Origin of the sequence: Streptomyces sp. NPDC092045 (genome assembly GCF_044756005.1) — a bacterium.
GTDB lineage: Bacteria > Actinomycetota > Actinomycetes > Streptomycetales > Streptomycetaceae > Streptomyces.
On sequence record NZ_JBIVSC010000002.1, the window covers coordinates 200177 to 226701 of the forward strand.

Consider the following 26525-nt stretch of genomic DNA (forward strand, 5'->3'; position numbering starts at 1 on the left):
CCGGTCCGGAGCGCGCCGGGACGGCGGGGGCAGCGGCGGCGGGTCGCCGGGGGCGGGGCGGCGGGTGGCGGGTCACTCCGCCCTCGGGCGCACCAGTCCCGACTCGTAGGCCGTGACCACGAGCTGGGCCCGGTCGCGGGCGCCGAGCTTGGCCATGGTCCGGTTGACGTGGGTCTTCACGGTGAGCGGGCTGACGTCGAGCCGCCGGGCGATCTCGTCGTTGGACAGGCCGCCCGCCACGAGGACGAGGACCTCGCGCTCGCGGGCGGTGAGCGCGTCCAGGCGTTCGGAGCGGGCCCGGGCGCCTTCGCCCGCGGCGTCCGCCCCGTCGTCCCGGGGGCCCTGGGCGAGGAAGCTGGTGATCAGGCCCTTGGTGGCGGCCGGGGAGAGCAGCGCCTCGCCGGCGTGGGCGACCCGGATCGCGCCGAGCAGCTCCTCCGGTTCGGCGCCCTTGCCGAGGAAGCCGGAGGCGCCGGCGCGCAGCGACTGCACGACGTACTCGTCGACCTCGAAGGTGGTCAGCATGACGATCCGCACGCCGGAGAGGCCGGGATCGGCGGTGATCGCGCGGGTGGCGGCGAGGCCGTCCGTGCCCGGCATGCGGATGTCCATCAGGACGACGTCGGGCCGCTCGGCGCGGGCCAGCTCGACGGCCCGGGCGCCGTCGGGCGCCTCGCCGACGACCTCCATGTCGGGCTCGGAGTCGACCAGGATCCGGAAGGCGCTGCGCAGCAGGGCCTGGTCGTCGGCGAGCAGCACCCGGATCGTCATGTGTCCTCCCCCTCGCCCTCCCCCGTGCGGGGGGCCACGGGCAGTATCGCCTGGACGCGGAAACCGCCGCCGTAGCGGGGTGCGGCGGTCAGGGTGCCGCCGAGCGCGCCGACCCGCTCGCGCATGCCGAGCAGCCCGTGGCCGCCGGCCGGGGCCGGGGCGGGGACGACGGCGGGCGGGCCGTCGTCGAGGACGGTGATCTCGACCGTACGACCCACCCGCACGACGCTGACCTCTGCCGCGGCGTCCGGTCCGGCGTGCTTGCGCACGTTGGTCAGGGCCTCCTGCACGATCCTGTACGCGGCCAGGTCGACGGCGGCGGGCAGCGGCCTGTCGCCGTCGGCGCGGGCCAGGGCGACCGGGAGGCCGGCCTTGCGGAAGCTGTCGAGCAGCCCGTCGAGGACGGCGAGGCCGGGGGCGGGCTCGGTGGGGGCCTCCGGGTCGCCGGACTGGCGCAGCAGGCCGACGGTGGCGCGCAGCTCGTCCAGGGCGGAGCGGCTGGCCTCGCGGACGTGCGCGAGGGCCTCCTTGGCCTGGTCGGGGCGCTTCTCCATGAGGTGGGCGGCGACCCCGGCCTGGACGTTCACCAGGGCGATGTGGTGGGCGACGACGTCGTGGAGGTCGCGGGCGATCCGCAGCCGCTCCTCCGCGACCCGGCGCCCGGCCTCCTCCTCGCGGGTGCGCTCGGCCCGCTCGGCGCGCTCCCGTATCGCGTCCACGAAGGCCCGCCGGCTGCGGACGGCGTCCCCGGCGGCGGCCGCCATGCCGGTCCAGGCGAAGATGCCGAGGTTCTCCTGCGCGTACCAGGGCGTCGGGCCGAAGACCATGGCCGCGGCGGTGAGGACCGTCATGGTGGCGAGGCCGACCCGCCAGGTGGTGGGCCGGTCGGTGCGGGCGGCGACGGTGCAGAGCGCGACGACGGCGCTCATGGCGATGGGGGCGGGCCTGCTGTCGTCGAGCAGCTCGACGAGGGTGAACCCGACCGTGAGGGCGAGCACGACGAAGGGGTTGCGGCGGCGCCACACCAGGGTGACGGCTCCGGCGACCATGAGCAGCACGCTGTGCGCGTCGGGCGCGCGGTCGCCGAAGGTGGGCCCGTCGGGGCTGCCGTGCGGGTCGGTGAACGACCCGGCGACCATGCAGACGAGCGCGCCGAGCGCGAGGGCCGCGTCGAGGGCGAGCGGGTGCGTCCGCGCCCAGTCGACGAGCCGCCGGGCGGAGAGCGCGCCGACGGCGGATCCGGTGGGAGTCACGGGAGGCAACGGTACGGGGCGGGACGGGACGGGGGCGGGTGCGCGGCGGCGCGGGGCGCCCGGGCCCGGGGACGCGTGTGCGGACCCGGAGGGGGCAGGGGACGCGGGTGCGGGCCCCGGGGGGCAGGGGACGCGTGTGCGGGCTCGGGGCAGAGGACGCGGGTGCGGGCCCGGGGACAGGTCCAGGCGGCCCGGGGCAGGGCCCGGAGGTACGTGCGTGTGTACGGCCCCGGCCCGGCGGCGGGTGCGGCCCCGGGCCCGGCGGCACGGTACGGGCGGCCCCGGCCCGCCGACGTGCGCGCGGCGTGGCCCGGGCGGGCCCGGCAGCGCGAAGGTCCCGGTGCCCCCGAGGGGCCGGGACCTTCGCGGCGGGTGTGCGGAGGCGGGTCAGCCCGGGATGAGGCCGTCGTCGGAGAGCATCTTCCCGACCTCGTCCAGGCTCGCGTCCGGGGCCGGGAGGATCAGTTCCGACGGCTCCAGGACGTCGTCCGGGAGCGGCTCGCCGAGGCGGCGGACGGCGTCGAGGAGGGCGCCGAGCGTCCGGCGGAAGCCGTCCGCGTCACCGGTCTCCATCTCCGCGAGCAGTTCGTCGTCGAGCCGGTTCAGCTCGGCGAAGTGGCTGTCGGCCAGCTTCCACTGACCCTCCCCCATGATCCGTACGATCATGACGCGTCCTGTTCTTCCGTCGTCCGGTTGCTTCCGTCGTCCGGTTTCTTCCGGAGGGCCGGGCTACTTCTCGAAGCGCGGGTGGGACTGCTGCTGGTTCTGCTGCTGCGGCGCCGCCGCGCCGTTGCCGCCCTCGATCGCCTGCTGCTGCGCCGACGGACCGCCGGCCAGCTCGGCCTTCATCCGCTGGAGCTCCAGCTCGACGTCCGTGCCGCCGGAGAGCCGGTCCAGCTCCGCCTGGATGTCGTCCTTCGCGAGCCCGGACTGGTCGTCCAGGGCGCCCGAGGCGAGCAGTTCGTCGATCGCGCCGGCGCGCGCCTGGAGCTGGGCGGTCTTGTCCTCGGCCCGCTGGATCGCCAGGCCGACGTCGCTCATCTCCTCCGAGATGCCGGAGAAGGACTCCGCGATCCGGGTCTGGGCCTGGGCCGCCGTGTAGGTCGCCTTGATCGTCTCCTTCTTGGTGCGGAAGGCGTCGACCTTGGCCTGGAGGCGCTGGGCGGCGAGGGTGAGCTTCTCCTCCTCGCCCTGGAGCGTCTGGTGCTGCACCTCCAGGTCGCTGACCTGCTGCTGGAGCGCGGCCCGCCGGGACAGCGCCTCGCGGGCCAGGTCCTCGCGGCCGAGCGCCAGCGCCTTGCGGCCCTGGTCCTCCAGCTTGGAGGACTGGCCCTGCAGCTGGTTCAGCTGGAGTTCGAGCCGCTTGCGGGAGGTGGCGACGTCGGCGACGCCCCGTCGCACCTTCTGCAGCAGCTCCAGCTGCTTCTGGTAGGAGTAGTCGAGCGTCTCGCGCGGATCCTCGGCCCGGTCAAGGGCCTTGTTCGCCTTCGCGCGGAAGATCATCCCCATACGCTTCATGACACCGCTCATGGGCTTCGCGCGCCCCCTTCTGACGGACTCGGCTCCAGCTCTTCAACAAGGTCCACAGTACGGGCCCCGACTCCATTACCGCACTGTTCGGGGCGGGATGCGCTCCTCCCCAAGGACGACTGCGTGCGGCGTCCCCTCCCGCGCAGGGAGTAGACGGAGTCCGGGGAAACCCGTGCCCTTTCCCCGTACGTACCGGCCAAGACGCAGTCCGTTAGCGGATCGTTCCCGCCCGGCATGGGGTTCATGCGCCCCACCCCGTACCCTTGGGTTTTGTGTTCCGTAGCCGTTCGAAGGACGAGAAGGCCCCCACCGACAAGGTGACGGCGGACCTCTCCACCAAGCAGCCCCGCGACCCCGAGGCCCCCAAGGGCCGCCCGACGCCGAAGCGGAGCGAGGCGCAGACCCAGCGCCGTCGCGCCTCGACGGTGCCGCTCGACCGCAAGGAGGCCGCCAAGCGCCAGCGCGAGGCACGCCGCTCGGACCTGGCCCGTCAGCGCGAGGCCCTGGCCAGCGGTGACGAGCGTTACCTGCCCGTCCGCGACAAGGGTCCGGTGCGCCGCTTCGTGCGCGACTTCGTGGACTCCCGGTTCGCGATCGCCGAGTTCTTCCTGCCGATGGCCGTGGTGATCCTCGTGCTGTCGCTGTTCGGCAACGCCAACCGGTCGCTGCAGAACATCTCGCTGCTCCTGTGGCTCGGCGTGATCATCCTGATCGTCATCGACTCGATCGGCATCTGGATCCGGCTCCGGAAGCAGCTCCACGCCCGCTTCCCGAACGAGCCGAAGCGCGGAGCCGTGGCCTACGGTCTGATGCGTACGCTCCAGATGCGCCGACTGCGACTGCCGAAGCCGCAGGTCAAGCGCGGAGAGCGGCCCTGAGCGCCGATCGCTCGGAGTGGGGCGGGCCCGGGTTCGACGGGTCCGCATCGGAGGCGGCCGGCCCCGTGCTGCCCGTCGTCACGCACTGGCCCGCCGGTTCCGGCGGGCTGCGTGACACCATCCGCCACGAGATCGTCGCCCGCCAGCTCGACGAGCAGATAACCGGCCGCTACCCCGTGGGGCAGCGGCTGCGCATCCTCGACGCGGGCATGGGGCAGGGCGCGCAGGCCCTGCGCCTGGCCAGGGCCGGTCACACCGTGACCGGCCTCGAAGCCGATCCCGACCTCCTGAAGGCGGCCCGCGAGTCGCTGGCGACGGAGCCCGCCGGGATCCGCGAGCGGGTCCGGATGATCGAGGGCGACGGGCGCGAGACCGGGGTGCACTTCCTGCCGGGCAGCTTCGACGTGGTCCTCTGTCACGGCGTGCTGATGTACGCCGACGAGCCGGACGCGCTGCTCGCGGGCCTGGCCCGGATGCTGGCCCCCGGGGGTCTGCTCTCCCTGGTGGTGCGGAACGCCGACGCCCTGGCCATGCGGCCGGGGCTCGCCGGGGACTGGTCGGGGGCGCTCGCGGGCTTCGACTCGGACGTCTACAGCGACGACGGAGGGGTGAAGGTGCGGGCCGACCGGCTCGACGCGCTCACGTCGACGCTCGCGGGGATCGCGGCGCCGCTGCACGCCTGGTACGGGGTGCGGGTCTTCACGGACGGCGTCCCGGCCGAGATGGGCCTGCCGGCCGCCGACGCGCTGGACCGGCTGTTCGCCGCCGAGGAGCGGGCGGGGCGCACGGACCCGTACCGGCGGATCGCGGCGCTGCTGCACCTGTGCGGAGTGCGCGGATAGCGGCTGTATCTGTGTGTGGTGCGCGCGGACAGCGGTCGTATCCGTGCGGGGTGCGTGGACAGCGGCTGTATCCATATGCGGTGTGGGCGGACAACGGCCGTGTCCATGCGGGGTCGCGGACGGCGGCCGTACCCGTACGTGGTGCGCGGACGGCGGGGCCGTGAGCGGCGGAGTCCGGCACGGCGGGGCCGCGGTGGCCCCCTGATCGGATGCGCTCGCCGGGCCCGGGGCGGGGACCGAACGGATACTCCGGACATGGACGTATCCCGTGCCCGCGCCCGTACCCGCCGTCTCCTCCTCCCCCTGGCCGCCGGGGCCTGTGCCGCCGCGCTCGTCGGGGGCTGCTCCTCCGCCGGGGACGCGGCCGGTCCCAAGCGGTCGACCCAGGCGGCGGCGCCGCGCTCCGCCAACGAACTGGAGGAGGACTACCGGGCCGTCATCAAGGACGTCCTGCCGTCGGTCGTGCAGATCGACGCGGCGAACAGCCTCGGCTCGGGCGTCGTCTACGACGACAAGGGCCACGTGGTCACCAACGCGCACGTGGTCGGCCAGGAGAAGAGCTTCAAGGTCACGGCGGCGACCGGGGGGCAGCCGGTGACGGCGCGGCTCGTCGCCTCGTACCCCGAGCAGGACCTCGCCGTGATCCGGCTGGAGAACGTGCCGCAGGGGCTGAAGGCGGCGAGGTTCGGGGACTCGTCCGCCGTCGACATGGGGCAGATCGTGCTCGCGATGGGCTCCCCGCTCGGCCTCTCCGGCAGCGTGACCCAGGGCATCGTCTCGGCCACCGGCCGGACGGTCAGCGAGGGACGGGCCGGCGGCGGCACGGGCGCGACCATCGGGGACATGGTGCAGACGTCGGCCGCGATCAACCCCGGGAACAGCGGGGGCGCGCTGGTGAACCTCGACAGCGAGGTGGTCGGCATCCCGACGCTCGCGGCGTCCGACCCGGAGATGGGCGGCGGCTCGGCGCCCGGCATCGGCTTCGCCATCCCGGCGTCGATGGTGAGCACGGTCGCGGACCAGATCATCAAGGACGGCAAGGTGACGGATTCCGGCCGGGCGGCCCTGAACATCACCGGGCGCACGGTCCTGAACGACGACTACGAGCCGGCCGGCGTCGCGGTGGTCGAGGCGCCGGCGAACGGCGCGGCGGGCCGGGCGGGCCTGAAGCCGGGCGACGTGATCACCCGGATCGGCGACGCCGACATCACCACGATCACCTCGCTGTCGGAGGCACTGGCCTCGCGCAAGCCGGGCGAGAAGGTCCAGGTGACGTACGTGCGGGGCACGGAGACGGCGAAGACGGAGGTCACGCTGGGCGAGATGTAGCCGCCGCGGAGGGGACGGGGACCGCCGGCTCCCCGGACCCGAGGGGCGCCGGACCCGTCGGCTCCCGGAAGCCGAGCAGGCACGAGGTACGTCACCCCGGGGGAGGACGGGACCCGTGTCCCGTGGCCCGAGGGGGCGCGGGACCCGTCGGCTCCGCGCCCCCCGAGGCCGCCGGGCTCCCTATCCCTCCGCGTTCAGGGGCATCGGGCCGTAGATCTTCGTGCCGTCCTCCGAGAGGGTCACCTGATCGGCGCCGCCGCCCAGGAGGTCACGCCAGTGCTCTCCGATCCAGCTCTCCGCGTCGCCCTGGGTGGTGAACTCCTCGGGTGTCACCACCGGCTCGACCTCGGTGCCGTCGGACTTCTCGAACCGCCACGTCCATGCCATGTCCGCCTCCTGGCGCTCACCGGATGATCGGTTTCCTGCCCGCAGCGTAGCCGGGCGCGCACGCCTCGCGGCCACGCGGGAGGATCTGAGGGTGGAACTGACTCTGCTCGGCACCGGCGCCCCGCTCGGCCTCCCCCGTCCCGACTGCCCCTGCGCCGTGTGCGCGCGCTCCCGGGGGCCGCGCGCGCGTGCCGCGACCGCGCTGCTCGTGGACGGGGCCCTGCTGCTCGATCTGACCCCGGGGGCCGCCCTCGCGGCGGCCCGGTCGGGGCACTCGCTCGTGGGCGTGCGGCAGGTGCTGCTCACGCATCCGCACGACGGACCGGCCGTGGAGCTGCCCGCCGGACTCCCGACGGCGGGGAGGGTGCCGGACGGACGCGAGTTGACGCTCATCAGCGGGCACCGGGTGCGGGCGGTGGCGATGGACTCCCCCGGCACCGGGTACGAGGTGACCTCGGCGGACGGCGAGCGGCTGCTCTACCTGCCGCCGGGCGGCGCCCCGGCGGGGCTCGGCGAGGAGCGCCTCGCGCCGTACGACGTGGTGGTGGCCGACGTGACGGGCCGTCCGGACGGCCTGGCCCGGCTGCGGGCGACCGGGGCCGTCGGACCGGCCACGGACGTGATCGCGGCGCACCTGGACCACGGCGCGCCGACGGGCGCCGAGCTGGACCGGCGGCTCGCGGCGGCGGGGGCGCGGGCGGTGCCGGACGGGACGACGCTGTACGCGGGCGAGTACCACGAGGTGCCGGACGTGCCCCGGCGGACCCTGGTGACGGGCGGGGCCCGGTCGGGGAAGTCGGTGGAGGCCGAACGGCGTCTGGAGACCTTCCCCGAGGTGCTGTACGTGGCGACCGGCGGGACCCGGGAGGGCGACCCGGAGTGGGCGCAGCGGGTCGGCCTGCACCGGGAGCGGCGGCCGGCCTCGTGGCGCACCTCCGAGACCTGCGACCTCGTGCCCCTGCTCGGGGAGGACGGGCCGGCGCTCCTGGTCGACTGTCTGTCGCTGTGGTTGACGCACGCCATGGACGAGGTGGGCGCCTGGGACGACGAGGCCTGGGCGGACGGCGGGGAGAAGGCGCTGCGGGAGCGGACGGCGGAGCTGGTGGCGGCGGTGCGGGCGACGCGGCGCACGCTGGTGGCGGTGACGAACGAGGTCGGCGCGGGCGTGGTGCCCGCGACTGCGGCGGGGCGGCGGTTCCGGGACGAACTGGGCCGGCTCAACGCGGCCTTCGCGGAGGAGTGCGAGCAGGTGGTGCTCGTGGTCGCGGGGCAGGCGCTGGTGCTGCGCGGGTAGGGTGCGATCACCGATGGCCCTGGCTGATGTGTCTCAAGGCGGAACCGTGAACCTGGACGACTTCTCCGATCTGATCGAGCGCCCCGACGGGGGGATACGGCGTGACGCCGAGGAGCGCCGGGAGCGGCTCGCGGTGCCGCCGGGGGCGCTCGGGCGGCTCGACGAGCTGGGCGAGTGGCTGTCCGCCGCGCAGGCCTCGGTGAAGGTGCGGGCGATCGCGCAGCCGAAGGTCGTCCTGTTCGCGGGCGACCACGGGGTGGCCTCGCTCGACGTGTCGGGGCGTCCGGCCGGCACCGCGCACGAGCTGGTGCGGGCGGTCCTGGACGGGACGAGCCCGCTGGCCGTGCTCGCCCGCGCGGCGAACGTGCCGGTGCGGGTCGTGGACGCCGGTCTGGACTGCGACCCGGAGCTGCTGCCCGCCGAGGTCGTGCGGCACCGGATCCGGCGCGGCAGCGGCCGGATCGACGTGGAGAACGCGCTGACGTCCGAGGAGACCGCGGCCGCGCTCCGGCTCGGCGTGGCGATCGCGGACGAGGAGGCGGACTCGGGCACCGATCTGGTGGTGCTCGGGGACCTGAGCGTCGGCGGCACGACCCCGGCGTCCACCCTGATCGCGGCCCTGTGCGGGACGGACGCCTCGGTGGTGACCGGCCGGGGCGGCGCCGGGATCGACGACCTGGCGTGGATGCGCAAGTGCGCGGCGATCCGGGACTCACTGCGGCGGGCCCGGCCGGTCCTGGGCGACCAGGCGGCGCTGCTCACGGCGGTCGGCGGCGCGGACCTGGCGGCGACGACCGGGTTCCTGCTCCAGGCGTCGGTGCGGCGGATGCCGGTGATCCTGGACGGCGTGGTCGGGGCGGCCTGCGCGCTCGTGGCGCAGCGGGCGGCGTTCCGGGCGCCGGACTGGTGGCTGGCGGGCCAGGTGAGCGGCGAGCCGGCGCAGTCGAAGGCGCTGGACCGGATGGCGCTCAACCCGCTGCTCGACCACGGCGTCCATGTGGGTGAGGGAACCGGGGCACTGCTCGCGCTCCCCCTGGTCCAGGCCGCGGCGGCGCTCGCCGCGGAGCTGCCCGAGCGTCCGGAGCCGACCACTCCGGACGACGGCGACCTCCCGGGTGTCCCCGGGGCCTGACGGGGAAGCACGGCGGACTCACATCGTCTCCGGGGCGGCCGCACGCGACGCGCGTGCGGCCGCCTCCGGCGTCGCCGCACGACCGACGGTGCCCCATATGATCGCTTTTCATGGGAGAGGTCCGTTTGTCCGCCGAAGGCACGCCCCGGGGCACCACCGCCCGTTCACGGCGCGGCGCCGCGTTCGCCGTCTGGTACCTGCGCGTCGTCACGTTCATCAACCTCCTGAGCGCCGTCTGGGTCTCGTTCGGCCAGGACCTGCGCCGGCACAACGAGGACGACTACTTCACGCCGTACCTGCTCACGGCCGGTTTCGCCTCGGGGCTCTTCACTCTCTTCCTGGCGATCACCATGCGCCGCCGCAAGCGGGCCGCGTGGATCCTCAACCTGGTGCTCGGCGGCCTCTTCCTGCTGCTCTTCGCCCTGGTGATGCTCTTCCCCGAGGTCCGGGGGCACGCCCAGAACTGGGTCTCGCTGGTCCTGACCGCCGCCTTCGTCCTCGCGCTGCTGCTCGGCCGCAAGGAGTTCTACGCGAAGGGCGACCGCTCCAACCCGCTGCTCGCCGCGGTCGTGGCGGTCGGCGGACTGCTCGTCACCTCGCTGCTCGCCGCCCTCCTGGTGACCGTCACCAACACCTCCTCCGGCCACTCCACCTTCGCGGACCGCTGGCGCTACGGCCTGATGCGGCTCGTCACGCTCGCCTCCGACGACGCGCGGTTCCCCGGGATCGCACCCCCGGGCTGGGTCGACGTCGCCGTCAACGTCCTGTCCACGCTGCTGCTGTGCGCGGTGCTCTTCGCCGCCTTCCGCTCCCGCCGGGCCGTCGACCCGCTGACCGAGAAGGACGAGGAGCGGCTGCGGGCGCTGCTCGACCGGCACGGGGACCGCGACTCGCTGGGCTACTTCGCGCTGCGCCGCGAGAAGAGCGTGGTGTGGTCCCCGAGCGAGAAGGCCGCCGTCGTCTACCGGGTGGTCGGCGGGGTCTCGCTGGCCTCCGGCGATCCGATCGGGGACCCCGAGGCCTGGCCGGGCGCCATCGAGCCCTGGCTGGCCGAGGCGCGCGAGCACGGCTGGATCCCGGCGGTGATGGGCGCGGGCGAGGAGGCCGGGACGATCTACGCCCGGCACGGCCTGGACGCCCTGGAGCTGGGCGACGAGGCCATCGTGGAGACCGACGAGTTCACCCTCGACGGGCGGGCCATGCGGACGGTCCGGCAGGCCTTCAACCGGGTCAAGCGGGCCGGGTACGAGGTCCGGATCCGGCGCCACGAGGACATCCCCGCCGAGGAGATGGCCGCGCTGGTGCGCAAGGCGGACGACTGGCGGGACGGGGCGACCGAGCGCGGCTTCTCGATGGCGCTCGGCCGGCTCGGCGACCCGGCGGACGGACGCTGCGTGATGCTGGAGTGCACCGATGCCGAGGGCGAGCTGCGGGCGCTGCTCTCGTTCGTGCCGTGGGGGCCGAAGGGGCTCTCGCTCGACCTGATGCGCCGCGACCGGGAGTCCGAGAACGGCCTGATGGAGTTCATGGTCATCGAACTCCTCCAGCGCGCCGAGGAGATCGGGATCACTCAGGTCTCGCTGAACTTCGCGATGTTCCGCTCCGTCTTCGAACGCGGCTCGAAGCTCGGGGCGGGGCCGGTGCTGCGGATGTGGCGTTCGCTGCTCAGCTTCTTCTCCCGGTGGTGGCAGATCGAGTCGCTGTACCGCGCCAACGCCAAGTACCGACCGATCTGGGAGCCCCGATTCATGCTCTTCGAGAAGAGCGCCGACCTGTTGCGCATCGGCCTGGCCGCCGGACGGGCCGAAGGGTTCCTGGAGGCCCCGGGGCTGCCGAAGTGGCTGCACCGCAGGCACCTGGAGGGCGGGCGTTGAACGGAACCTCCCGGGGCGGGGCCTCCCGGGGCGGCGGCGTCCGGGGGTTCGCCCGCCGCGAGTGGGGACCGCTGTTCACCGCCGTGCGGACGGCCCTCGTCACGAAGCGGTGGCGGGCGATACCCGTGACGCTGGCGGCGGTCTGCCTGACGGCCCTGTTCCAGGTGGTGCAGAACCAGGATTGGGGCTACGGGCCGGTCCACGACATCGGTTTCGTACGGGCCGGGGACCCGCTCTGGCTCGCGCTGCTCCGCACCCCCCTCTCGCTCTTCGTGCCCGCGCTCGACCTGCCCGTCTGGGGCGCCCTCGCGCAGGTGCTGCTGGTGTTCGGGATCGCCGAGATCTGCCTCGGGCGCCGGCGGACGCTCGCCGTCGCCTATCTGTCGACGCTGGCCGGCACGCTCTACGCGCGCGTGGGCGTCGCGATCGGCCCGGACAGCCCGTTCGGCCTGCCGGCCTCCGACGCCCTGGTGGTCGACACCGGCCCGTCGGCGGCCGTCGTGGGCCTCGCCGTCTACGTCTGTTGGCGGTACCGCGCGTACTGGACCGGCGGCCTGGTGGTCCTCGCGATGGTCGTGGAGGTGGTCGTGAAGCCGAACCTGGCGGGCAAGGAGCACCTGGCGGCCATCGCCGCCGTCCTCGTCCTGATCGCGTGCGCCTCCCGGCGCGAGCGGCGTCAGGGCGGGGTCGAGCCGGGGCCCGAGACGCGTTCCTGGAAGCCGCCGATCAGGTCCTGAAAGCGGCGGCGGACCTTGGTCCAGCGCCGGTCGTGGCGGTAGGTGCGCAGCCGGGAGCGGGCCCTGGCCCGGTGGCGGCGGCGGTAGAAGCGCTTGGACCACCAGGAGCCGGGGCGGGCCAGCCGGACGGCGCCGACGATCGCCACGAAGGGGACGAAGACCCCCATCACGGCCATCCTGAACTTCCCCTTCACCAGGCTGACCAGGATGAAGAGGAAGTTGAGCACGATGGTGACGACGAAGGCGGCCCGGTCCTGGCGCTCGTCCTCGGACACGTCGTCGACGCCGAGCGGCGAGAAGCCGCTCAGGGCGAGCATGACCAGGGCCGCGGTGAGCACGACCACCTCGACGCTCTTGCGGCCGTCCTCGCTCCAGTACACGTCGTCGAGGTGGAGGATCAGCGCGAACTCGTCCAGGACGAGCCCCGCGCCGATCCCGAAGACGACGGCGAAGACGGCGGCGCCGACGCCGTGCCGGCCGCTGCCCACCGCGCCGAAGCCGCCGATGACGGAGAGGACGACGCCGGGCACGACATGATGGATGTGGAGGCCGCCCGAGGAGACGTTCCCGAAGGGTCCCTTCCCCGCCCTGATGAGACGGGTGATGGTCCGTGTGACCAGGAACGTCACGACAAATGAGGTCAGGGCGAGGAGCAGCGGGAGCTTCCCCGGCTCGAGGATGTTCCGCGAGAACCAGTGACCCATGCCACCCCCTTCCGAAATGGGCTTTATGCGCAATCTACCGCCCGGAACCGGCGATTACCCTGCCCGGATGGACGGCCTGCGTTTCGCCTTCGGCACCCTCACGGTGCTCCCCGCCCGCATCACCCGCTGGGACCGGGACGCGGCGCGCGCCGGCATGCTCTGCGCCCCGCTCGCCGGGCTGACCGTCGGCCTGGCCTCGGCCGCGCTCGGCGGGACGTTCCTGCTGCTCGGCTCGGGCCCGCTGCTCGCGGCCGTCGTCACCGCCGCCGTGCCCGCCGTCCTCACCCGGGGCCTCCACCTCGACGGCCTCGCCGACACCGCCGACGGCCTCGGCAGCGCCAAGCCGGCCGAGGACGCGCTGCGCATCATGAAGCAGTCGGACATCGGCCCGTTCGGCGTGATCGCCGTGGTCCTCGTCCTGTTCGCCCAGGTCGCCGCGCTCTCCCACCTGTACGAGGAGGGCTGGGCGCACGGCGTCACCGCCGCCGTCCTCGCCGCCACCGTCGCCCGCCTCGCCCTCACCCACGCCTCCCGCCTCGGCGTCCCGGCGGCCCGGCCCGAGGGGCTCGGCGCGATCGTCGCCGCGACGGTCCCGGTGCGCTCCGCGACCCTGGTGACCGGCGCCTTCCTGGTCCTGGCCGCCGGGGCGGGCCTGCTGCTCTCCCCGTACGACGCGGTCCGCAACGTCCTCGCGGCCGGCGCCGCCCTGGGTGCGGCGGCGCTGCTGCTGCGCCGCTGCGTGCGCCGGTTCGGCGGGGTCACGGGCGACGTGTTCGGCGCGGTGGAGGAGACGGCGGCGACGGCGGCCCTGATGGCGCTGACGCTGGGCTGACCGGCCTCAGCAGGGCCTGCGCCAGACCCCGAGCTCGTACTTCTTGAGCATGGAGCCGAGGCCGAGGCGCCGGGACTGCGGGCAGAACCGCGCGGTCGTCAGCTCGTACTCCACGTGGAAGACCGCCTTGCCGGCCTTCACGAACGGGGTGAGGCGGTCGCACTCCTCGTACTCGGCGCACTGCTCGTTGACCGCGAAGTCGAAGTCCGGGAGGAGCTCCGGGATCTGGTCGAGGTCGTTCTTCAGGCCGACCGCGAGTCCGCGCTCGTGGGCCAGACGGGCGATCAGGCGGTTGTAGCGGAGCTGGTCGGCGGCGGTGAGCGGGAAGCCGGTGCGGTTCTTGTAGCCGTCCATGTTGTCGGGCTCGACGGCGTCGAAGCCCTTGTCGCGGCACATGTCGAGGCGTTCGGCCATCAGGGGGCCGAGGACGTCGGTGCGGCGGACGTCGAGCCAGCGCTCGCCCTTCCAGCCGTTGCCCCCGCCGAGCACGGCCTCCGGGAAGCGGCCGGCGTCCGGGCGGAAGTCCTCCCAGGCGCCGGTGGAGAGGTAGCAGATCACCTTGCGGCCCCGGGCGTGCAGGTCCTTCACGGCGGACGCCGGGTGGTCGAAGCCGTCGATGTCGTACACGGGGACGTCGACCGTCGGGTCGAGCCGGCCGCTGAGCTGCCACTGCCAGGCGAGGCCGGGCTTCGGCCGCCAGCGCTCCTGCGCCCGCTTGGCGTCGGGGGCGGGGTCGGGGGCCGTCGTGCAGGCGGTGGCGAGGAGCAGCAGCCCCGCGAGCAGGGAGAGCGGGCGTCTTCTCATCGGGCGGGCTCCGGGAGGTGCGGGAGGGTGCCCCAGGGGTGCGCGCCCGCGCCGGGGACCGCGCAGTGCACCGGGGTGGCGGGGCGGAACCCGGCGGGGGCGGCGTAGACCAGGTGGCAGTAGTGGGCGGCGACCGGCAGGTCGAGGGTGCGGTAGGTGTCCCAGGGGCCCTCGAAGGTGACGAGCAGGTCGGCCTGGGCCTCGTAGCCGGGGTCCGGGTGGGCCCCGTGGTTGAAGACCAGGGTCGCGGCCCCGGCGGCCCGGGCGGCGACCGCGATCCGGCGGTAGTGGGCGAGGGCTTCGGGCGCGGTCGCCACCTGGTCCAGGAAGGCGCCGTCGGCGCCGTACCAGTCGCGGTGGCGCAGCAGTTCGGCGACGACCTCGGCCTGCGGGCGGCGCCCGTAGGCCGTGTCCGCGTAGCCGAGGACCCGGACGCCGGCCTCCCGCAGCCGCCCGGCGGCCCCGGCGAACGCCGGGTCGGGCGCCGGACCCGCGCCGCTCGCCGGGTTGAGGACGACGCCGTACAGGGAGGGCGCCGCGCCGACGAGCGCCGCCCAGGCGTCGGGGCGTTCGGCCGGGTGCTCGTAGAACGGCACCAGGAGGGACGGGGTCGTCATCGCATCCCCTAGCGGTGGGCGGTGGGTCGTACCAGCAGAACACAGGTGAGGACGGCGAGCACGGCCGCCGCTCCCCCGGTCGCCGCCGGGCCCGCCGCGGGCAGCGCGGTCTGCGCGGCCGCCGCGAGCAGGCAGACGGTGGCGGCGCCGAGCACCGCGCCGAAGGCCTGGAGCAGCAGCCCGAGCCAGAGCGCGGTCCCGACGAGGAGCAGGGCGAGCAGGTGCGGGAGGGCCGGCCGGGGCGCCCCGGGCCAGAGCAGGGTCACGGCGAGGGCGAGGGCGGTGAGGACGGTGAGGTAGCTCCCGAGGCAGAGGACGAGGGTGCCGGTGGCCGCCCGCCGGAACTCGCGGGCGGTGGTGAGGGTCCGCAGCCGGGCCAGGCTCTCGCCCCGGAAGCGGTGCAGCAGCCATTCGGCGGGCCCCATGGAGAGGGTGAGCGCGACGACGGCCCCCGCGCCGCTCACCGGGGTGGTGCCGACGCCCGCGTGCAGGACGAGCAGACCGCTGCCGAGGCCGAAGAGCCCGTACGGGAGCGAGGCCGCGCGCGGGGGTCCGCCGCTTCCCGCCGCCGACCGCCGCAGGCCCGGCCGGAGCACGAGCGCGGCGAGGACGGTCGTGGCGGTGAGGGAGGCGAGGAGGAGGCCGGTCCGCAGGGGGTCGGGCAGGTCCCAGCGGAAGGCGGGGACGGCCCCGGCGAGCGGCACCAGGGCGCCGAGCAGGGCCCGTTCGCGGCCGAGGACCAGGAGGGCGGTCGCGGCGGCGAGGTAGAGCGCCTGTCCGGCGGCGAAGACGGCGGCCGGGGTCTCGCCGGGCGCGGCGACGGCGAGGGCGACGCCCGTCCCGGCGAGGGCGCCCGGGGGCGCGCCGGTGAGCAGGGCGCGGGCGGCGGCGGGCCGGTCGCCGAGGCCGAGCCAGGTGTACGCGCGGTGGGACAGGGCCTGGTTCCAGACCCAGCCGGTGACGGCCCCGGCGAGCAGCGGAACCGTTCCGCCGGGAAGTCCGTACCGGCCGTGCTCCCCGGCGAGCAGCGGGGCGGCGAGGACGTACGCGAGGCCGGGCAGCGCGAAGACGAGCCCGCGCAGGAGGCAGTTCGCGAGCCCTCCGAACCGGGGCCCGGCGGGCGGCGCCTGCGGTGCGGGGTGACGCCGCTCCACGCGCGCGTAGAGGTCCTCGGCGAGGGCGAAGGAGTCGGCGCGGCCGTAGGTGAGCCGGATGTGGTCGTCGGTCATGCCGTCGGACTCCAGGAGCGCGGCCACCTCGTCGGGGTGCACGGCGGCGGCGACGAACCCGTCGAGCCGCTCGGCGAGTTCGTCGAGGGGGTCGGGGGCGGGGCCCGGGTCCGGGGCCCTCTGCGTGCCCGGAGTCCTCTCCGTGTCCGGGCCCTTCGGTGCGTGCGTGTCCTTCGGGGCGTCCTCCCGGCGGGGTCTCGGGATCGCCGGGAGGGTGTCCCCCTCCTTCGGGGGCTTCAGCCAGAGGGAGCCGCTCATGCCGGGGTGCCTCCCGCCACGAGGGCCGCCGGGGTGCGGCGGACGGCGGGGGCGCCGGCCGTCCGGGGCCTCGGGGCCGGGCGGTCGGGGCGGTCCGCGCGGGCGCGTGGCCGGTCGCCCGCCAGTTCGCGGTAGATCCGGCGGAAGCCGTCCACCGAGCGGTTCAGGGTGAAGCGGTCGACGACCCGCTGCCGGGCCAGGCGGCCCAGTTCGGCACGGCGGGCGCCGTCGCCCAGGAGCGCCGAGAGGGCGGCGGCCATGACGGCCGGTTCGCGGGGCGGGACGACGATCCCGGTGTCGCCGACGGCCTCCCGCACCCCTCCGACGTCCGTGGAGACGGTCGCGCGGCCGCAGGACATGGCCTCGATGAGGGAGAAGGGGAAGCCCTCGCTGATGGAGGAGAGCACGACCACGCTGCCGGCCGCGTAGGCCGAGGGCACGTCGGAGACGCGGCCCTCGAAGGTGACGCCGTCGGTGACGCCCAGTTCGGCGGCGAGCTTCTCCAGGCGGGTCCGGTAGTCCTCGTTCCCGGCGGGCACCGGGCCGAACAACCGCAGCCGCAGCGCGGGGAGTTCGGCGCGGCAGATCGCGTACGCCCGGATCAGGGTCTCCAGGTCCTTGATGGGGTCGACGCGTCCGCACCAGCTGAGGGTGGGGGTCGCGGGCTCGGGGCCGGCCTCGGGGAAGAGGGCCGGGTCGACGCCGTTGTAGACGGTGCGGATGCGGTCGGCGGGGGCGCCGCCGCGCTCCTCCCAGCGCCGGTTGTACCGGTTGCAGGGGGTGATGAGGTCGGCCTTGCGGTAGCCGAGGGTGTTGAGCTCGCGGTAGAAGGCGAGCATCAGGGCCTTGACGGGCCAGGGCTGCGTCTCGGTGCGGTACCCGAGATACCGCTCGCGCAGGTAGATGCCGTGTTCGGTCAGCAGGAAGGGGACCCCTTCGAAGTGCTGCGCGGCGAGGGCCGGCAGGGTGGCGAGGCCGCTGGAGACGGCGTGCGCCACACCGCCGGGGGATATCCGGGCGGCGAGCGGGCGCAGGGCGTGTTCGAGCAGGTCGGTGGCGGTGAGGGCGTCGTGGACGGTGGGCCGGGCCGCGCGCGTCGGCAGGTGCGGCATGGCCCACGTCCACATCAGGGAGCGCAGGGCGGCCTCGGAGCGGAGGGCCGCGGTGAGCCGTCCCCGCCGGGCGAGGGCCGCCAGTTCGTACAGGCTCGTGCCGAAGTCGTAGCCGGTCCCCGGGTCGAGCAGGGAGAGCAGGAGCCGTTCGTAGGTGTCGAGGAAGCGGCGGCGGTCCCGCCCCCGCGGGGCCCGGCGCGCGCGGACGGGCGCGGCCGGGCCCCGGGAGGGGCCCCAGAGGGGGAACGCGGTGTGCCGGACGACGTTGGACGGCAGGTCCCAGGCGACGGGCTCCCGTCCGCTGCCGGTGAGGGCCAGGATGTCGAAGTCCACCTCGGGCATGCCCCGGACGAGTTGGTCGCACCAGGTGCTGACCCCGCCGTGGACGTGCGGATAGGTGCCTTCGGTGAGCATGGTGACGTGGCGGCCACTGCTCGGCATGTTCGGTTCCCCCCGGAACGTGCTGGGTCAGGTGGTCGGGATCGTGAGGGTGACGGCGCTCTGGAGCAGTTCGGGCGAGGTCCAGGCGGAGCGGGTGCCGGCGTAGGCCGTGCCGAAGGCGGTGGTGCCGAGGAGCAGCTTCTTGCGGGTGCCCTCGGGGGCGGTCACGGGCGCGGTGACGCCGGAGGGGGCCTTGACGGTGACGGTGGTGCCGATCCGGTAGGCGGTGACCTTTCCGGCGGCGAGGGCCCGGTCCCAGGCGGCGCGGCGGGCCAGCTCGGTGCCGACCTCCCGCTGGGCCGGGTTGACCAGGGGCGCGGAGGGCGCGAACAGGGCCCGGTAGTCGGCCAGTACGCGGTCGAGGACGGGGTAGAGGAGTCGCTCCTCGGCCAGGTTGGACTGGTGCACGTAGTGCGGGCGCGGGTCGTTGCCGAGGACGTGGGAGAGCGCGGTGCGCGCCTCCTGCGGGACGATGTGGTCGGCGTAGCCGGTGGCGACGGGCAGCGGGGCGGGCAGGCAGGTGGAGGCCGGATTGGACTCGCAGATGCCGCTGCCGCCGTCGGCGCGGGAGGTGTAGACCCAGTTGTACTCGTCGGCCATCTCGGCGGCGGTGCCCACGTTGTAGTACACGTTCACGGGGTGGCGGGGCACGGTCCTGGCGGCGCCGGAGGAGGTGCCGACCGTGCGCTGCCCGGGCTCGCGGGAGTTGTCGCTCGCGATCCACTTCACGCCGTTGTCGGCGAGCGCGCCGTCCAGGTGGGGGTTGTCGACGGGCTGCTGGGGCAGGGTCCTCAGGCCGGAGTGCTCGCCGGTGACGAGTTCGGAGCGGTCGACGGAGATGCCCCTGCGGACGGCCCAGTCGTGGTTGTCGCGGATCTGCGCGGACAGTTCGGCGCGGCTCACCCAGAGGGTGTCGCCCTGGGCGTCGGCGGCGCACCGCCAGGGCACGACGGTGGTGTCCTGGACGCAGCCGAGGAAGGGGTGGGTGTAGGTGTGGTTGATCCACCGGTACTGGGCGCGGTCGGCGACGAGCCGGTCGGCGAGCGGGTCGGAACCGCCGTGCTCGGTCCTCCACTGCTCGCCCTGGCCGCCGTTGTAGACCATGTCGAGGGTGAGGCCGGAGGCCTTCTGCCAGGCGGCGGCGTACTGGGCGTCCGCGGCGGTCATGCGGATCGGGTCCGCGCCCTCGCCGTCGTCGCCGACGCAGTCGAAGTCGCCCGGGGTGCAGTCGCGCGCGGAGTCCCAGCGGGCGTCGGGGGCGAAGACGTCGTCGACGTGGACCGAGAGGTAGTTGCGGCTCTGCCCGAGGTGGACGCCCTGGGTCAGCCATTCGACGATGCCGCGGGCGAGGGCCCGGAACTGCCGCTGGTACTGGTTGTAGGCGAAGGTGACGACGAGTTCGCGGCGTCCGTCGGCGGCGTACTCGCCGACGAGGCTGGCCCGGCCGCCGTCGACGGGGACGTCGAGGTAGCTGGTGTAGCCGGCGCGGGGGCGGCCCGCGTAGCCGTAGCTCTCGGAGACCGCCGGGTCGTTGTCCTCGAAGGTGAGCGAGCCGGCGAGGTAGCGGAAGGGGCCCGCCCTGCCGGCGGCGGTGACGGAGGTGGTGACCCCGTCGAGGACGCCGGACGTGCCGCCCTCGCTGGTGTAGTCGAGGCCGACGCCCGGGTGCGACCAGGTGTAGGCGTCGACCTGCGGGATCCCGAAGGTCCGCTCGTACGCCCGGAGCGCGGCCTGCTCGGCGGAGTCGGGGCCGAAGGCGGTCTCGTGGGGCAGGACGACGCCCTGGTACTTGGCGCGGGGCCGCCCGGTCGCGCTGTCGGAGGGTTCGCTGAGGAAGGCCTGGTTCACGACCGGCCGGTTCGGGTCGTTGAGGTCGATCCTGCGGTACGGGATGCCGGAGCCCTTCAGCTCGGCGGTGATCGCGCCGACCGCGCTGCCGCCGTCGTCGACGACGAGGACGGTGAGGTCGACGCGGGGCGCCGCCGGGGCGGTGGCGGCCTGCGCGGACGGCACGACGGTGGCGACGAGCGCGGCGGCGGCGAGGGCCGCCGTGCGGGCTATGCGGGACGCGGTGCGGGACGGGGCGCGGTGGTCCGGGGCGGTGCGTGACATGTTTCCGGGCATACGGATTCGGCCGGAGTCCATCGGTGGTTTCCCCCCTCGTGCAGGACCGCGCCGGGCCGGGACGGGACCGGGCGGGCCTGTGAAGATGTTGCAGATGGCGCGAAGGCGAGGGCGTCGCCCTTGCGTGATTGAGGCGAGTGTGGGGGGTGCTCTTCGACTTTGGCCGGTAAACATGAAAGAGACACCACGGATGAGTGAATCAACGCCGCCGTGAGCGAACCGGGCGAGCGAGCGTAGGCTCGTTCCCGGCGCTCTCCGGGCCGAAATACGATGCGGCGGGCACGGTCGGCCCATCCCTCGACCGCCACAGAACTCAATGGAAGCGAGAATTCACCACCGTGACTGCTCTCACTCTCAGCACTGCCGGCGCGGCGACGCTGCGCGCCGACGCCCTCGTCGTCGGCGTCGCCAAGTCCGGGAAGGAGCTGATCGTCGCCCCGGGCGCCGAGGCCGTCGACAAGGCCTTCGAGGGCCGGCTCGCCGCCGTCCTGGAGACCCTGGGCGCCTCGGGTGCCGAGGGTGAGGCGACGAAGCTGCCCGCCCCCGCCGGCCTCAAGGCCCCCGTCGTCCTGGCCGTCGGCCTGGGCGGTGCCCCCGAGGACGGCGAGGCGTTCGGCACGGAGACCCTGCGCCGCGCCGCCGGGACCGCCGCCCGCGCGCTCTTCGGCTCGAAGAAGGCCGCCTTCGCCCTGCCGGTCGCCGACGCCGACGCCGTCTCCGCCGTCGCGGAGGGCGCCCTGCTCGGCGCGTACGCCTTCACGGCGTACCAGGAGGCCGGCAAGGACGCGAAGCGGCCGCCGGCCGAGGTCGCCCTGCTCGGTGCCAAGCCGCGCGACAAGGCCCACAAGGCCGCAGCCGAGCGCGCCCAGGCCGTCGCGGAGGAGATGAACCGCGCCCGCGACCTGATCAACACCCCGCCGAACGACCTGACCCCGGCCGCCTTCGCCGCCGCCGTCCAGGCCGCCGGCAAGGAGCACGGCCTCAAGGTGCAGGTCCTCGACGAGAAGGCGCTCGCCAAGGGCGGCTACGGCGGCATCCTCGGCGTCGGCGCCGGCTCGGAGAACCCGCCGCGCCTGGTCCGCGTCGCCTACACCCACCCGAAGGCGGAGAAGACCCTCGCCCTGGTCGGCAAGGGCATCACCTACGACTCGGGCGGCATCTCCCTGAAGCCGGCCGGCCACAACGAGACGATGAAGTGCGACATGAGCGGCGCCGCCGCCGTGTTCTCCACCGTCGTCGTCGCGGCCCGCCTCGGCCTGGAGGCCAACGTCACCGGCTGGCTGGCGCTCGCCGAGAACATGCCGTCCGGCTCCGCCACCCGCCCGGGCGACGTCCTGCGCATGTACAGCGGCAAGACCGTCGAGGTCCTGAACACCGACGCCGAGGGCCGCCTGGTCCTGGCCGACGCGCTGACCCGCGCCTCCGAGGAGCACCCGGACGCGATCGTCGACGTGGCGACCCTGACCGGCGCGATGATGCTGGCGCTCGGCAGCCGCACCTTCGGCATCATGGCCAACGACGACGAGTTCCGCTCCACGGTCCACGAGGTCGCGGAGGAGGTCGGCGAGGCGTCCTGGCCGATGCCGCTCCCGGCGGACCTGCGCAAGGGCATGGACTCCCCCACCGCCGACATCGCGAACATGGGCGAGCGGATGGGCGGCGGCCTGGTCGCCGGCCTCTTCCTCCAGGAGTTCGTGGGCGAGGGCATCACCTGGGCCCACCTGGACATCGCGGGCCCGGCCTACCACGAGGGCGCCCCGTACGGCTACACCCCCAAGGGCGGCACCGGCTCCTCGGTCCGCACCCTGGTGCGCCTGGCCGAGCGGGCCGCCGAGGGCGAGCTCTGAGCATCGCGCGACCCCGTACGAAGGGACGGCCCCGGGCTCGGCGCCCGGGGCCGTCCCCGTTCGCTCCCGACGTAACCGCGACGGAATCCGCGGGCCCGGGCGCCGTCCGGGACCCTCCGTACGGACGATCGGCCGTCTCGGAGGGCGGCCCCGCGTCCCGCCATCCGTCAACAAGTGCGAAGATGGGTTCTCGGCAGGACAGGGCCCCCATCACAGGGCCGAAAATATAGCGGCCGAACACCAGCCGCCGCCCGGTCATGGACGACCGGCGACGAGCGCACATGCATGGAGGACGTGACGTGGCGAACGACGCCAGCACCGTTTTCGACCTAGTGATCCTCGGCGGCGGTAGCGGCGGTTACGCCGCGGCGCTGCGCGGAGCGCAGCTGGGCCTGGACGTCGCACTGATCGAGAAGAACAAGCTCGGCGGCACCTGCCTGCACAACGGCTGCATCCCGACGAAGGCCCTGCTCCACGCCGGCGAGGTCGCCGACCAGGCGCGCGAGGCGGAGCAGTTCGGTGTCAAGGCCTCCTTCGAGGGCATCGACATCAAGGGCGTGCACAAGTACAAGGACGACGTGATCGCGGGCCTCTACAAGGGTCTGCAGGGTCTCGTCGCCTCCCGCAAGGTGACCTACATCGAGGGCACGGGTCACCTCTCCTCCCCGACCTCCGTCGACGTGGACGGCCGCCGCGTCCAGGGGCGCCACGTCCTGCTCGCCACGGGGTCCGTGCCGAAGTCGCTGCCCGGTCTGGAGATCGACGGCAACCGGATCATCACCTCGGACCACGCGCTGACCCTGGACCGGGTCCCGGAGTCCGCGATCATCCTGGGCGGCGGCGTCATCGGCGTCGAGTTCGCCTCGGCGTGGAAGTCCTTCGGCACCGACGTCACCGTCATCGAGGGCATGAAGCACCTGGTGCCGGTCGAGGACGAGAACAGCTCGAAGCTTCTTGAGCGCGCGTTCCGCAAGCGCGGCATCAAGTTCAACCTCGGCACCTTCTTCCAGTCCGCCGAGTACACCGACAACGGCGTCAGGGTCACCCTGGCCGACGGCAAGGCCTTCGAGGCCGAGGTCCTCCTGGTCGCCATCGGCCGCGGCCCGGTCTCCGCCGGTCTCGGCTACGAGGAGCAGGGCGTCGCGATGGACCGCGGCTACGTCCTGGTCGACGAGTACATGCGCACCAACGTGCCGACGATCTCCGCCGTGGGCGACCTCGTCCCCACCCTCCAGCTCGCGCACGTCGGCTTCGCCGAGGGCATCCTCGTCGCCGAGCGCCTGGCCGGTCTGAAGACCGTCCCGATCGACTACGACGGCGTGCCGCGGGTGACGTACTGCCACCCCGAGGTCGCCTCCGTCGGCATCACCGAGGCGAAGGCCAAGGAGGTCTACGGCGCGGACAAGGTCGTGGCCCTGAAGTACAACCTCGCGGGCAACGGCAAGAGCAAGATCCTGAAGACCGCGGGCGAGATCAAGCTCGTCCAGGTCAAGGACGGTGCCGTGGTCGGCGTCCACATGGTCGGTGACCGCATGGGCGAGCAGGTCGGCGAAGCGCAGCTGATCTACAACTGGGAGGCGCTGCCGGCCGAGGTCGCGCAGCTCATCCACGCCCACCCGACGCAGAACGAGGCGCTCGGCGAGGCCCACCTGGCCCTGGCCGGCAAGCCGCTGCACTCCCACGACTGACGCTCACGTCATCCCAGGGCGCGACGACCACTTTCCGCAATTCGTTAGGAGCAACTGAAACCATGTCGGTTTCCGTAACCCTGCCGGCGCTCGGCGAGAGCGTCACCGAGGGCACCGTCACCCGCTGGCTCAAGGCCGAGGGCGAGCGCGTCGAGGCCGACGAGCCGCTGCTCGAGGTCTCGACCGACAAGGTCGACACCGAGATCCCCGCCCCCGCCTCGGGCATCCTGGCCTCCATCAAGGTCGCCGAGGACGAGACGGTCGAGGTCGGCGCCGAGCTGGCCATCATCGACGACGGCTCCGGCGACTCCGCCGCGGCCGAGGCCCCGGCCGCCGAGTCCGCTCCGGCGCAGGAGGCCCCGGCGCAGGAGGCCCCGGCTCCGGAGGCCCCGCAGGCCGAGCCGTCCACCGAGACCGAGCAGCCCGCCCCGGCCCCGACGGCCGAGGCCGCCTCCGGCGGCGGTTCGGCCGAGGGCACCGACGTCGTGCTGCCCGCGCTGGGCGAGTCCGTCACCGAGGGCACCGTCACCCGCTGGCTGAAGTCGGTCGGCGAGACCGTCGAGGCCGACGAGCCGCTGCTGGAGGTCTCCACGGACAAGGTCGACACCGAGATCCCGGCCCCGGCCTCCGGTGTCCTCCTGGAGATCGTCGTCAACGAGGACGAGACCGCCGAGGTCGGCGCCAAGCTGGCCGTCATCGGCGCCGAGGGCTCGGCTCCGGCCGCCGCCCCGGCCCAGGAGGCCCCGGTCCCCGAGGCCGCTCCGGCCCCGAAGCAGGAGGAGGCCCCCGCGGCTCCGGCCGCCCAGGCCCCGGCTCCCGAGCCGGCCGCTCCCGCCGCCCCGGCCCAGGAGGCCCCGGCTCCGGCTCCGGCCGCCCAGGCTCCGGCCCAGGCCGCCCCGTCGATCGCCCCGGCCGTCGTCACCCCCGTCCCGTCCGCCCCGGCTCCCGCTGCGCCGTCGGAGGATGGCGCGTACGTGACCCCGCTGGTCCGCAAGCTCGCCACCGAGAACGGTGTCGACCTGGGGTCCGTCAAGGGCTCCGGGGTCGGCGGCCGCATCCGCAAGCAGGACGTCCTCGCGGCGGCCGAGGCCAAGAAGGCTCCGGCTCCGGCCGCCGCCCCGGCCGCGTCCGCCCCGAAGGCTCCGGCCCCGGAGGCCTCCCCGCTGCGCGGCCAGACCGTCAAGATGACCCGCATGCGCAAGGTCATCGGCGACAACATGATGAAGGCGCTGCACGGCCAGGCCCAGCTGACCTCGGTCGTCGAGGTCGACATCACCAAGCTGATGAAGCTGCGCGCCCGCGCCAAGGACGCCTTCGCCGCCCGTGAGGGCGTCAAGCTCTCCCCGATGCCGTTCTTCGTGAAGGCGGCGGCCCAGGCGCTGAAGGCCCACCCGGTCATCAACGCCCGGATCAACGAGGACGAGGGCACGATCACCTACTTCGACACCGAGAACATCGGTATCGCGGTGGACTCCGAGAAGGGTCTGATGACCCCGGTCATCAAGGGTGCGGGCGACCTCAACATCGCCGGCATCTCGAAGAAGACCGCGGAGCTGGCCGGCGCCGTGCGCGCCAGCAAGATCACGCCGGACGACCTGGCCGGCGCGACCTTCACCATCTCCAACACCGGTTCGCGCGGCGCGCTGTTCGACACGATCATCGTGCCCCCGAACCAGGTCGCCATCCTGGGCATCGGCGCCACCGTGCGCCGTCCCGTCGTGATCGACCACCCGGACCTGGGCGAGACGATCGCGATCCGCGACATGACGTACGTCGCGCTGTCCTACGACCACCGTCTGGTGGACGGCGCCGACGCCGCCCGCTACCTGACGGCCGTCAAGGCGATCCTGGAGGCCGGCGAGTTCGAGGTCGACCTCGGCCTGTAGGCGCGTGCGGGCGGGCTCCGGCCCGTCCGCAACGTAACGAGCCTCACCTGCGGCGCCCCCGTCCGGAAGTGTTTCCGGGCGGGGGCGCCGCCGTATTGTCTAAGGGTCAACACTCCCCGAGGAGCCCTTCATGACCGTCCCCGTCGTCCACTCGCTGCGCGAACAGATCCGCGAGCACATCGTGGAGGGGATCGTCAGCGGCCGCTGGAAGCCGGGCGAGCGGATCGTGGAGCGCCGGATCGCGACCGAGCTGGAGGTCAGCCAGACCCCGGTCCGCGAGGCGCTGCGCGAGCTGGAGTCGCTGCGGCTGATCGAGTCGGCGCCCAACAAGGGCGTCCGGGTCCGCAACCTCACCGCGGCCGACCTGGAGGAGAGCTACCCCGTACGGGCCGGTCTGGAGCAGATCGCGGCCGAGCTGGCGGCGGGACGCCTCTCGGCGGACTGCTCGGCCCTGGAGCCGCACGTGGCGGCCCTGTACGAGGCGGACGCGGTCTCGGACGGGACGGCGCAGGTGCGGCACACGGTGGCCTTCCACCGGGAGCTGGTGAAGGCGGCCGGGAACGCCGTGCTGCTGCACACCTGGGAGACGCTCGGCATCGAGGTCTTCACGGCCCTCTCGATCCGCTGGCTGGGCACGGTCCAGAAGTCGTACGCGGAGGAGCACCAGGAGCTGGTGGAGGCGTTCCGGCGGGGCGACCCGAACATCGGCGCGCTGGTGAAGGCGCACGTCCTGGGCTGCGCACCGCGCGCCTGACGCCGCCGCCGTCCCTCCGAGCGGGTCCCTTTCCGGGACCCGCTTTTCCGTGCCCGTACGCCCGCCCGTAGGCCCGCCCGCACTCCTGCCCGTACGACTTCTCGTACGCCCACCCGTACGGATACTCGCACACCTGTTCGCACACCCTTCCTGTCCGGTCGCCCGGACACGCCCGTCCGGCCGCGTCCCGCGGCCCGCTCAT

The 26525-nt window shown here is 74.1% G+C and carries 23 protein-coding genes; 12 read left to right on the forward strand and 11 right to left on the reverse strand.

Annotated elements, in window-relative coordinates:
• Positions 1-72 precede the first annotated feature (72 nt).
• The 4 genes from ACIQKA_RS07680 to ACIQKA_RS07695 form a co-directional block, all read right to left on the reverse strand.
• Entirely contained in the window at positions 73-771 is a 699-nt protein-coding gene (locus ACIQKA_RS07680) for a response regulator (protein WP_402540350.1), read from the reverse strand.
• Positions 768-2024 carry a sensor histidine kinase gene (locus tag ACIQKA_RS07685; protein WP_383154398.1) on the reverse strand — a complete coding sequence of 419 codons (1257 nt, stop codon included), beginning with the start codon at positions 2022-2024 and terminating at the stop codon, positions 768-770. The genes ACIQKA_RS07680 and ACIQKA_RS07685 overlap by 4 nt, the downstream gene beginning before the upstream one ends.
• A gap of 387 nt (positions 2025-2411) precedes the next feature.
• The gene (locus ACIQKA_RS07690; RefSeq protein ID WP_383441409.1) at positions 2412-2690 is read right to left on the reverse strand and encodes a hypothetical protein; all 279 of its coding nucleotides are present in this window, start codon (positions 2688-2690) and stop codon (positions 2412-2414) included.
• Positions 2691-2753: 63 nt separating this feature from the next.
• Positions 2754-3533, reverse strand: a complete 780-nt coding sequence (locus ACIQKA_RS07695) for a PspA/IM30 family protein (protein ID WP_383154467.1) — start codon at positions 3531-3533, stop codon at positions 2754-2756.
• A gap of 293 nt (positions 3534-3826) precedes the next feature.
• Here ACIQKA_RS07695 and ACIQKA_RS07700 point away from each other — a divergent pair, with 293 nt between their 5' ends.
• The 3 genes from ACIQKA_RS07700 to ACIQKA_RS07710 all read left to right on the forward strand — a co-directional run bounded on the left by ACIQKA_RS07700 (position 3827) and on the right by ACIQKA_RS07710 (position 6603).
• Entirely contained in the window at positions 3827-4432 is a 606-nt protein-coding gene (locus ACIQKA_RS07700; protein WP_383154404.1) for a DUF3043 domain-containing protein, read from the forward strand.
• Between the two features lie 65 nt (positions 4433-4497).
• A complete protein-coding gene (locus tag ACIQKA_RS07705; RefSeq protein WP_402540353.1) occupies positions 4498-5274 on the forward strand; it encodes a class I SAM-dependent methyltransferase in 777 nt (258 codons plus the stop codon).
• A gap of 255 nt (positions 5275-5529) precedes the next feature.
• Positions 5530-6603, forward strand: a complete 1074-nt coding sequence (locus tag ACIQKA_RS07710; protein ID WP_402540354.1) for a S1C family serine protease — start codon at positions 5530-5532, stop codon at positions 6601-6603.
• 180 nt (positions 6604-6783) lie between these two features.
• Here ACIQKA_RS07710 and ACIQKA_RS07715 read toward each other — a convergent pair whose 3' ends face one another.
• Entirely contained in the window at positions 6784-6990 is a 207-nt protein-coding gene (locus tag ACIQKA_RS07715; RefSeq protein WP_030205728.1) for a hypothetical protein, read from the reverse strand.
• A 91-nt stretch (positions 6991-7081) separates the two neighbouring features.
• Here ACIQKA_RS07715 and ACIQKA_RS07720 point away from each other — a divergent pair, with 91 nt between their 5' ends.
• From ACIQKA_RS07720 to ACIQKA_RS07735, 4 genes are all read left to right on the forward strand, one after another.
• On the forward strand, positions 7082-8284 hold the full coding sequence (locus tag ACIQKA_RS07720) for a bifunctional adenosylcobinamide kinase/adenosylcobinamide-phosphate guanylyltransferase (RefSeq protein WP_402540355.1): 1203 nt from the start codon (positions 7082-7084) through the stop codon (positions 8282-8284).
• 46 nt (positions 8285-8330) lie between these two features.
• Positions 8331-9416, forward strand: a complete 1086-nt coding sequence (gene cobT / locus ACIQKA_RS07725; RefSeq protein WP_402540357.1) for a nicotinate-nucleotide--dimethylbenzimidazole phosphoribosyltransferase — start codon at positions 8331-8333, stop codon at positions 9414-9416.
• A 110-nt stretch (positions 9417-9526) separates the two neighbouring features.
• Complete coding sequence (locus tag ACIQKA_RS07730) at positions 9527-11290, forward strand: phosphatidylglycerol lysyltransferase domain-containing protein (protein ID WP_383154417.1); 1764 nt, start codon at positions 9527-9529, stop codon at positions 11288-11290.
• On the forward strand, positions 11287-12027 hold the full coding sequence (locus ACIQKA_RS07735) for a hypothetical protein (RefSeq protein WP_391093005.1): 741 nt from the start codon (positions 11287-11289) through the stop codon (positions 12025-12027). The genes ACIQKA_RS07730 and ACIQKA_RS07735 overlap by 4 nt, the downstream gene beginning before the upstream one ends.
• Here ACIQKA_RS07735 and ACIQKA_RS07740 read toward each other — a convergent pair.
• Positions 11967-12731 carry a hypothetical protein gene (locus ACIQKA_RS07740; RefSeq protein WP_383154420.1) on the reverse strand — a complete coding sequence of 255 codons (765 nt, stop codon included), beginning with the start codon at positions 12729-12731 and terminating at the stop codon, positions 11967-11969. The two genes, ACIQKA_RS07735 and ACIQKA_RS07740, sit on opposite strands and share 61 nt — an antisense overlap.
• A gap of 25 nt (positions 12732-12756) precedes the next feature.
• Here ACIQKA_RS07740 and ACIQKA_RS07745 point away from each other — a divergent pair, with 25 nt between their 5' ends.
• Positions 12757-13563: an adenosylcobinamide-GDP ribazoletransferase gene (locus ACIQKA_RS07745; RefSeq protein WP_383435959.1), complete on the forward strand. Its 807-nt coding sequence runs from the start codon at positions 12757-12759 to the stop codon at positions 13561-13563.
• Between the two features lie 6 nt (positions 13564-13569).
• Here ACIQKA_RS07745 and ACIQKA_RS07750 read toward each other — a convergent pair whose 3' ends face one another.
• From ACIQKA_RS07750 to ACIQKA_RS07770, 5 genes are read right to left on the reverse strand one after another with little or no spacing between them, the layout of a single operon-like run.
• Positions 13570-14367, reverse strand: a complete 798-nt coding sequence (locus ACIQKA_RS07750; RefSeq protein ID WP_402540360.1) for an endo alpha-1,4 polygalactosaminidase — start codon at positions 14365-14367, stop codon at positions 13570-13572.
• Positions 14364-14984 (reverse strand): spherulation-specific family 4 protein, encoded by a 621-nt coding sequence (locus tag ACIQKA_RS07755; protein ID WP_383154427.1) that lies wholly within the window; start codon positions 14982-14984, stop codon positions 14364-14366. The genes ACIQKA_RS07750 and ACIQKA_RS07755 overlap by 4 nt, the downstream gene beginning before the upstream one ends.
• 8 nt (positions 14985-14992) lie before the next feature.
• On the reverse strand, positions 14993-16471 hold the full coding sequence (locus tag ACIQKA_RS07760) for a hypothetical protein (protein WP_402540361.1): 1479 nt from the start codon (positions 16469-16471) through the stop codon (positions 14993-14995).
• Positions 16468-18024 (reverse strand): GT4 family glycosyltransferase PelF, encoded by a 1557-nt coding sequence (pelF, locus tag ACIQKA_RS07765; RefSeq protein WP_391092999.1) that lies wholly within the window; start codon positions 18022-18024, stop codon positions 16468-16470. The genes ACIQKA_RS07760 and pelF overlap by 4 nt, the downstream gene beginning before the upstream one ends.
• A 27-nt stretch (positions 18025-18051) precedes the next feature.
• Positions 18052-20136, reverse strand: coding sequence for a hypothetical protein (locus tag ACIQKA_RS07770; protein ID WP_402540362.1), 2085 nt, complete (start codon positions 20134-20136; stop codon positions 18052-18054).
• 350 nt (positions 20137-20486) lie between these two features.
• Here ACIQKA_RS07770 and ACIQKA_RS07775 point away from each other — a divergent pair, with 350 nt between their 5' ends.
• From ACIQKA_RS07775 to ACIQKA_RS07790, 4 genes are all read left to right on the forward strand, one after another.
• A complete protein-coding gene (locus ACIQKA_RS07775) occupies positions 20487-21995 on the forward strand; it encodes a leucyl aminopeptidase (protein WP_383154437.1) in 1509 nt (502 codons plus the stop codon).
• 299 nt (positions 21996-22294) lie between these two features.
• Positions 22295-23683, forward strand: coding sequence for a dihydrolipoyl dehydrogenase (lpdA, locus tag ACIQKA_RS07780; RefSeq protein ID WP_383154438.1), 1389 nt, complete (start codon positions 22295-22297; stop codon positions 23681-23683).
• A gap of 62 nt (positions 23684-23745) precedes the next feature.
• On the forward strand, positions 23746-25569 hold the full coding sequence (gene sucB / locus ACIQKA_RS07785; RefSeq protein ID WP_402540364.1) for a 2-oxoglutarate dehydrogenase, E2 component, dihydrolipoamide succinyltransferase: 1824 nt from the start codon (positions 23746-23748) through the stop codon (positions 25567-25569).
• A gap of 130 nt (positions 25570-25699) precedes the next feature.
• Positions 25700-26323, forward strand: a complete 624-nt coding sequence (locus ACIQKA_RS07790; protein ID WP_381404459.1) for a GntR family transcriptional regulator — start codon at positions 25700-25702, stop codon at positions 26321-26323.
• Positions 26324-26525: the final 202 nt, after the last annotated feature.

What these genes read in the sequence shown, in the direction of transcription:
- ACIQKA_RS07740 (WP_383154420.1), bottom strand. Translation starts at nt 12,731, where the DNA reads ATGGGTCACTGGTTCTCGCGGAACATCCTCGAGCCGGGGAAGCTCCCG.
- ACIQKA_RS07730 (WP_383154417.1), top strand. Translation starts at nt 9,527, where the DNA reads ATGGGAGAGGTCCGTTTGTCCGCCGAAGGCACGCCCCGGGGCACCACC.
- ACIQKA_RS07710 (WP_402540354.1), top strand. Translation starts at nt 5,530, where the DNA reads ATGGACGTATCCCGTGCCCGCGCCCGTACCCGCCGTCTCCTCCTCCCC.
- ACIQKA_RS07715 (WP_030205728.1), bottom strand. Translation starts at nt 6,990, where the DNA reads ATGGCATGGACGTGGCGGTTCGAGAAGTCCGACGGCACCGAGGTCGAG.
- ACIQKA_RS07770 (WP_402540362.1), bottom strand. Translation starts at nt 20,136, where the DNA reads ATGTCACGCACCGCCCCGGACCACCGCGCCCCGTCCCGCACCGCGTCC.
- ACIQKA_RS07695 (WP_383154467.1), bottom strand. Translation starts at nt 3,533, where the DNA reads ATGGGGATGATCTTCCGCGCGAAGGCGAACAAGGCCCTTGACCGGGCC.
- sucB (WP_402540364.1), top strand. Translation starts at nt 23,746, where the DNA reads ATGTCGGTTTCCGTAACCCTGCCGGCGCTCGGCGAGAGCGTCACCGAG.
- ACIQKA_RS07690 (WP_383441409.1), bottom strand. Translation starts at nt 2,690, where the DNA reads ATGATCGTACGGATCATGGGGGAGGGTCAGTGGAAGCTGGCCGACAGC.
- ACIQKA_RS07745 (WP_383435959.1), top strand. Translation starts at nt 12,757, where the DNA reads ATGCGCAATCTACCGCCCGGAACCGGCGATTACCCTGCCCGGATGGAC.
- ACIQKA_RS07760 (WP_402540361.1), bottom strand. Translation starts at nt 16,471, where the DNA reads ATGAGCGGCTCCCTCTGGCTGAAGCCCCCGAAGGAGGGGGACACCCTC.
- ACIQKA_RS07750 (WP_402540360.1), bottom strand. Translation starts at nt 14,367, where the DNA reads ATGAGAAGACGCCCGCTCTCCCTGCTCGCGGGGCTGCTGCTCCTCGCC.
- ACIQKA_RS07755 (WP_383154427.1), bottom strand. Translation starts at nt 14,984, where the DNA reads ATGACGACCCCGTCCCTCCTGGTGCCGTTCTACGAGCACCCGGCCGAA.
- pelF (WP_391092999.1), bottom strand. Translation starts at nt 18,024, where the DNA reads ATGCCGAGCAGTGGCCGCCACGTCACCATGCTCACCGAAGGCACCTAT.
- ACIQKA_RS07790 (WP_381404459.1), top strand. Translation starts at nt 25,700, where the DNA reads ATGACCGTCCCCGTCGTCCACTCGCTGCGCGAACAGATCCGCGAGCAC.
- ACIQKA_RS07680 (WP_402540350.1), bottom strand. Translation starts at nt 771, where the DNA reads ATGACGATCCGGGTGCTGCTCGCCGACGACCAGGCCCTGCTGCGCAGC.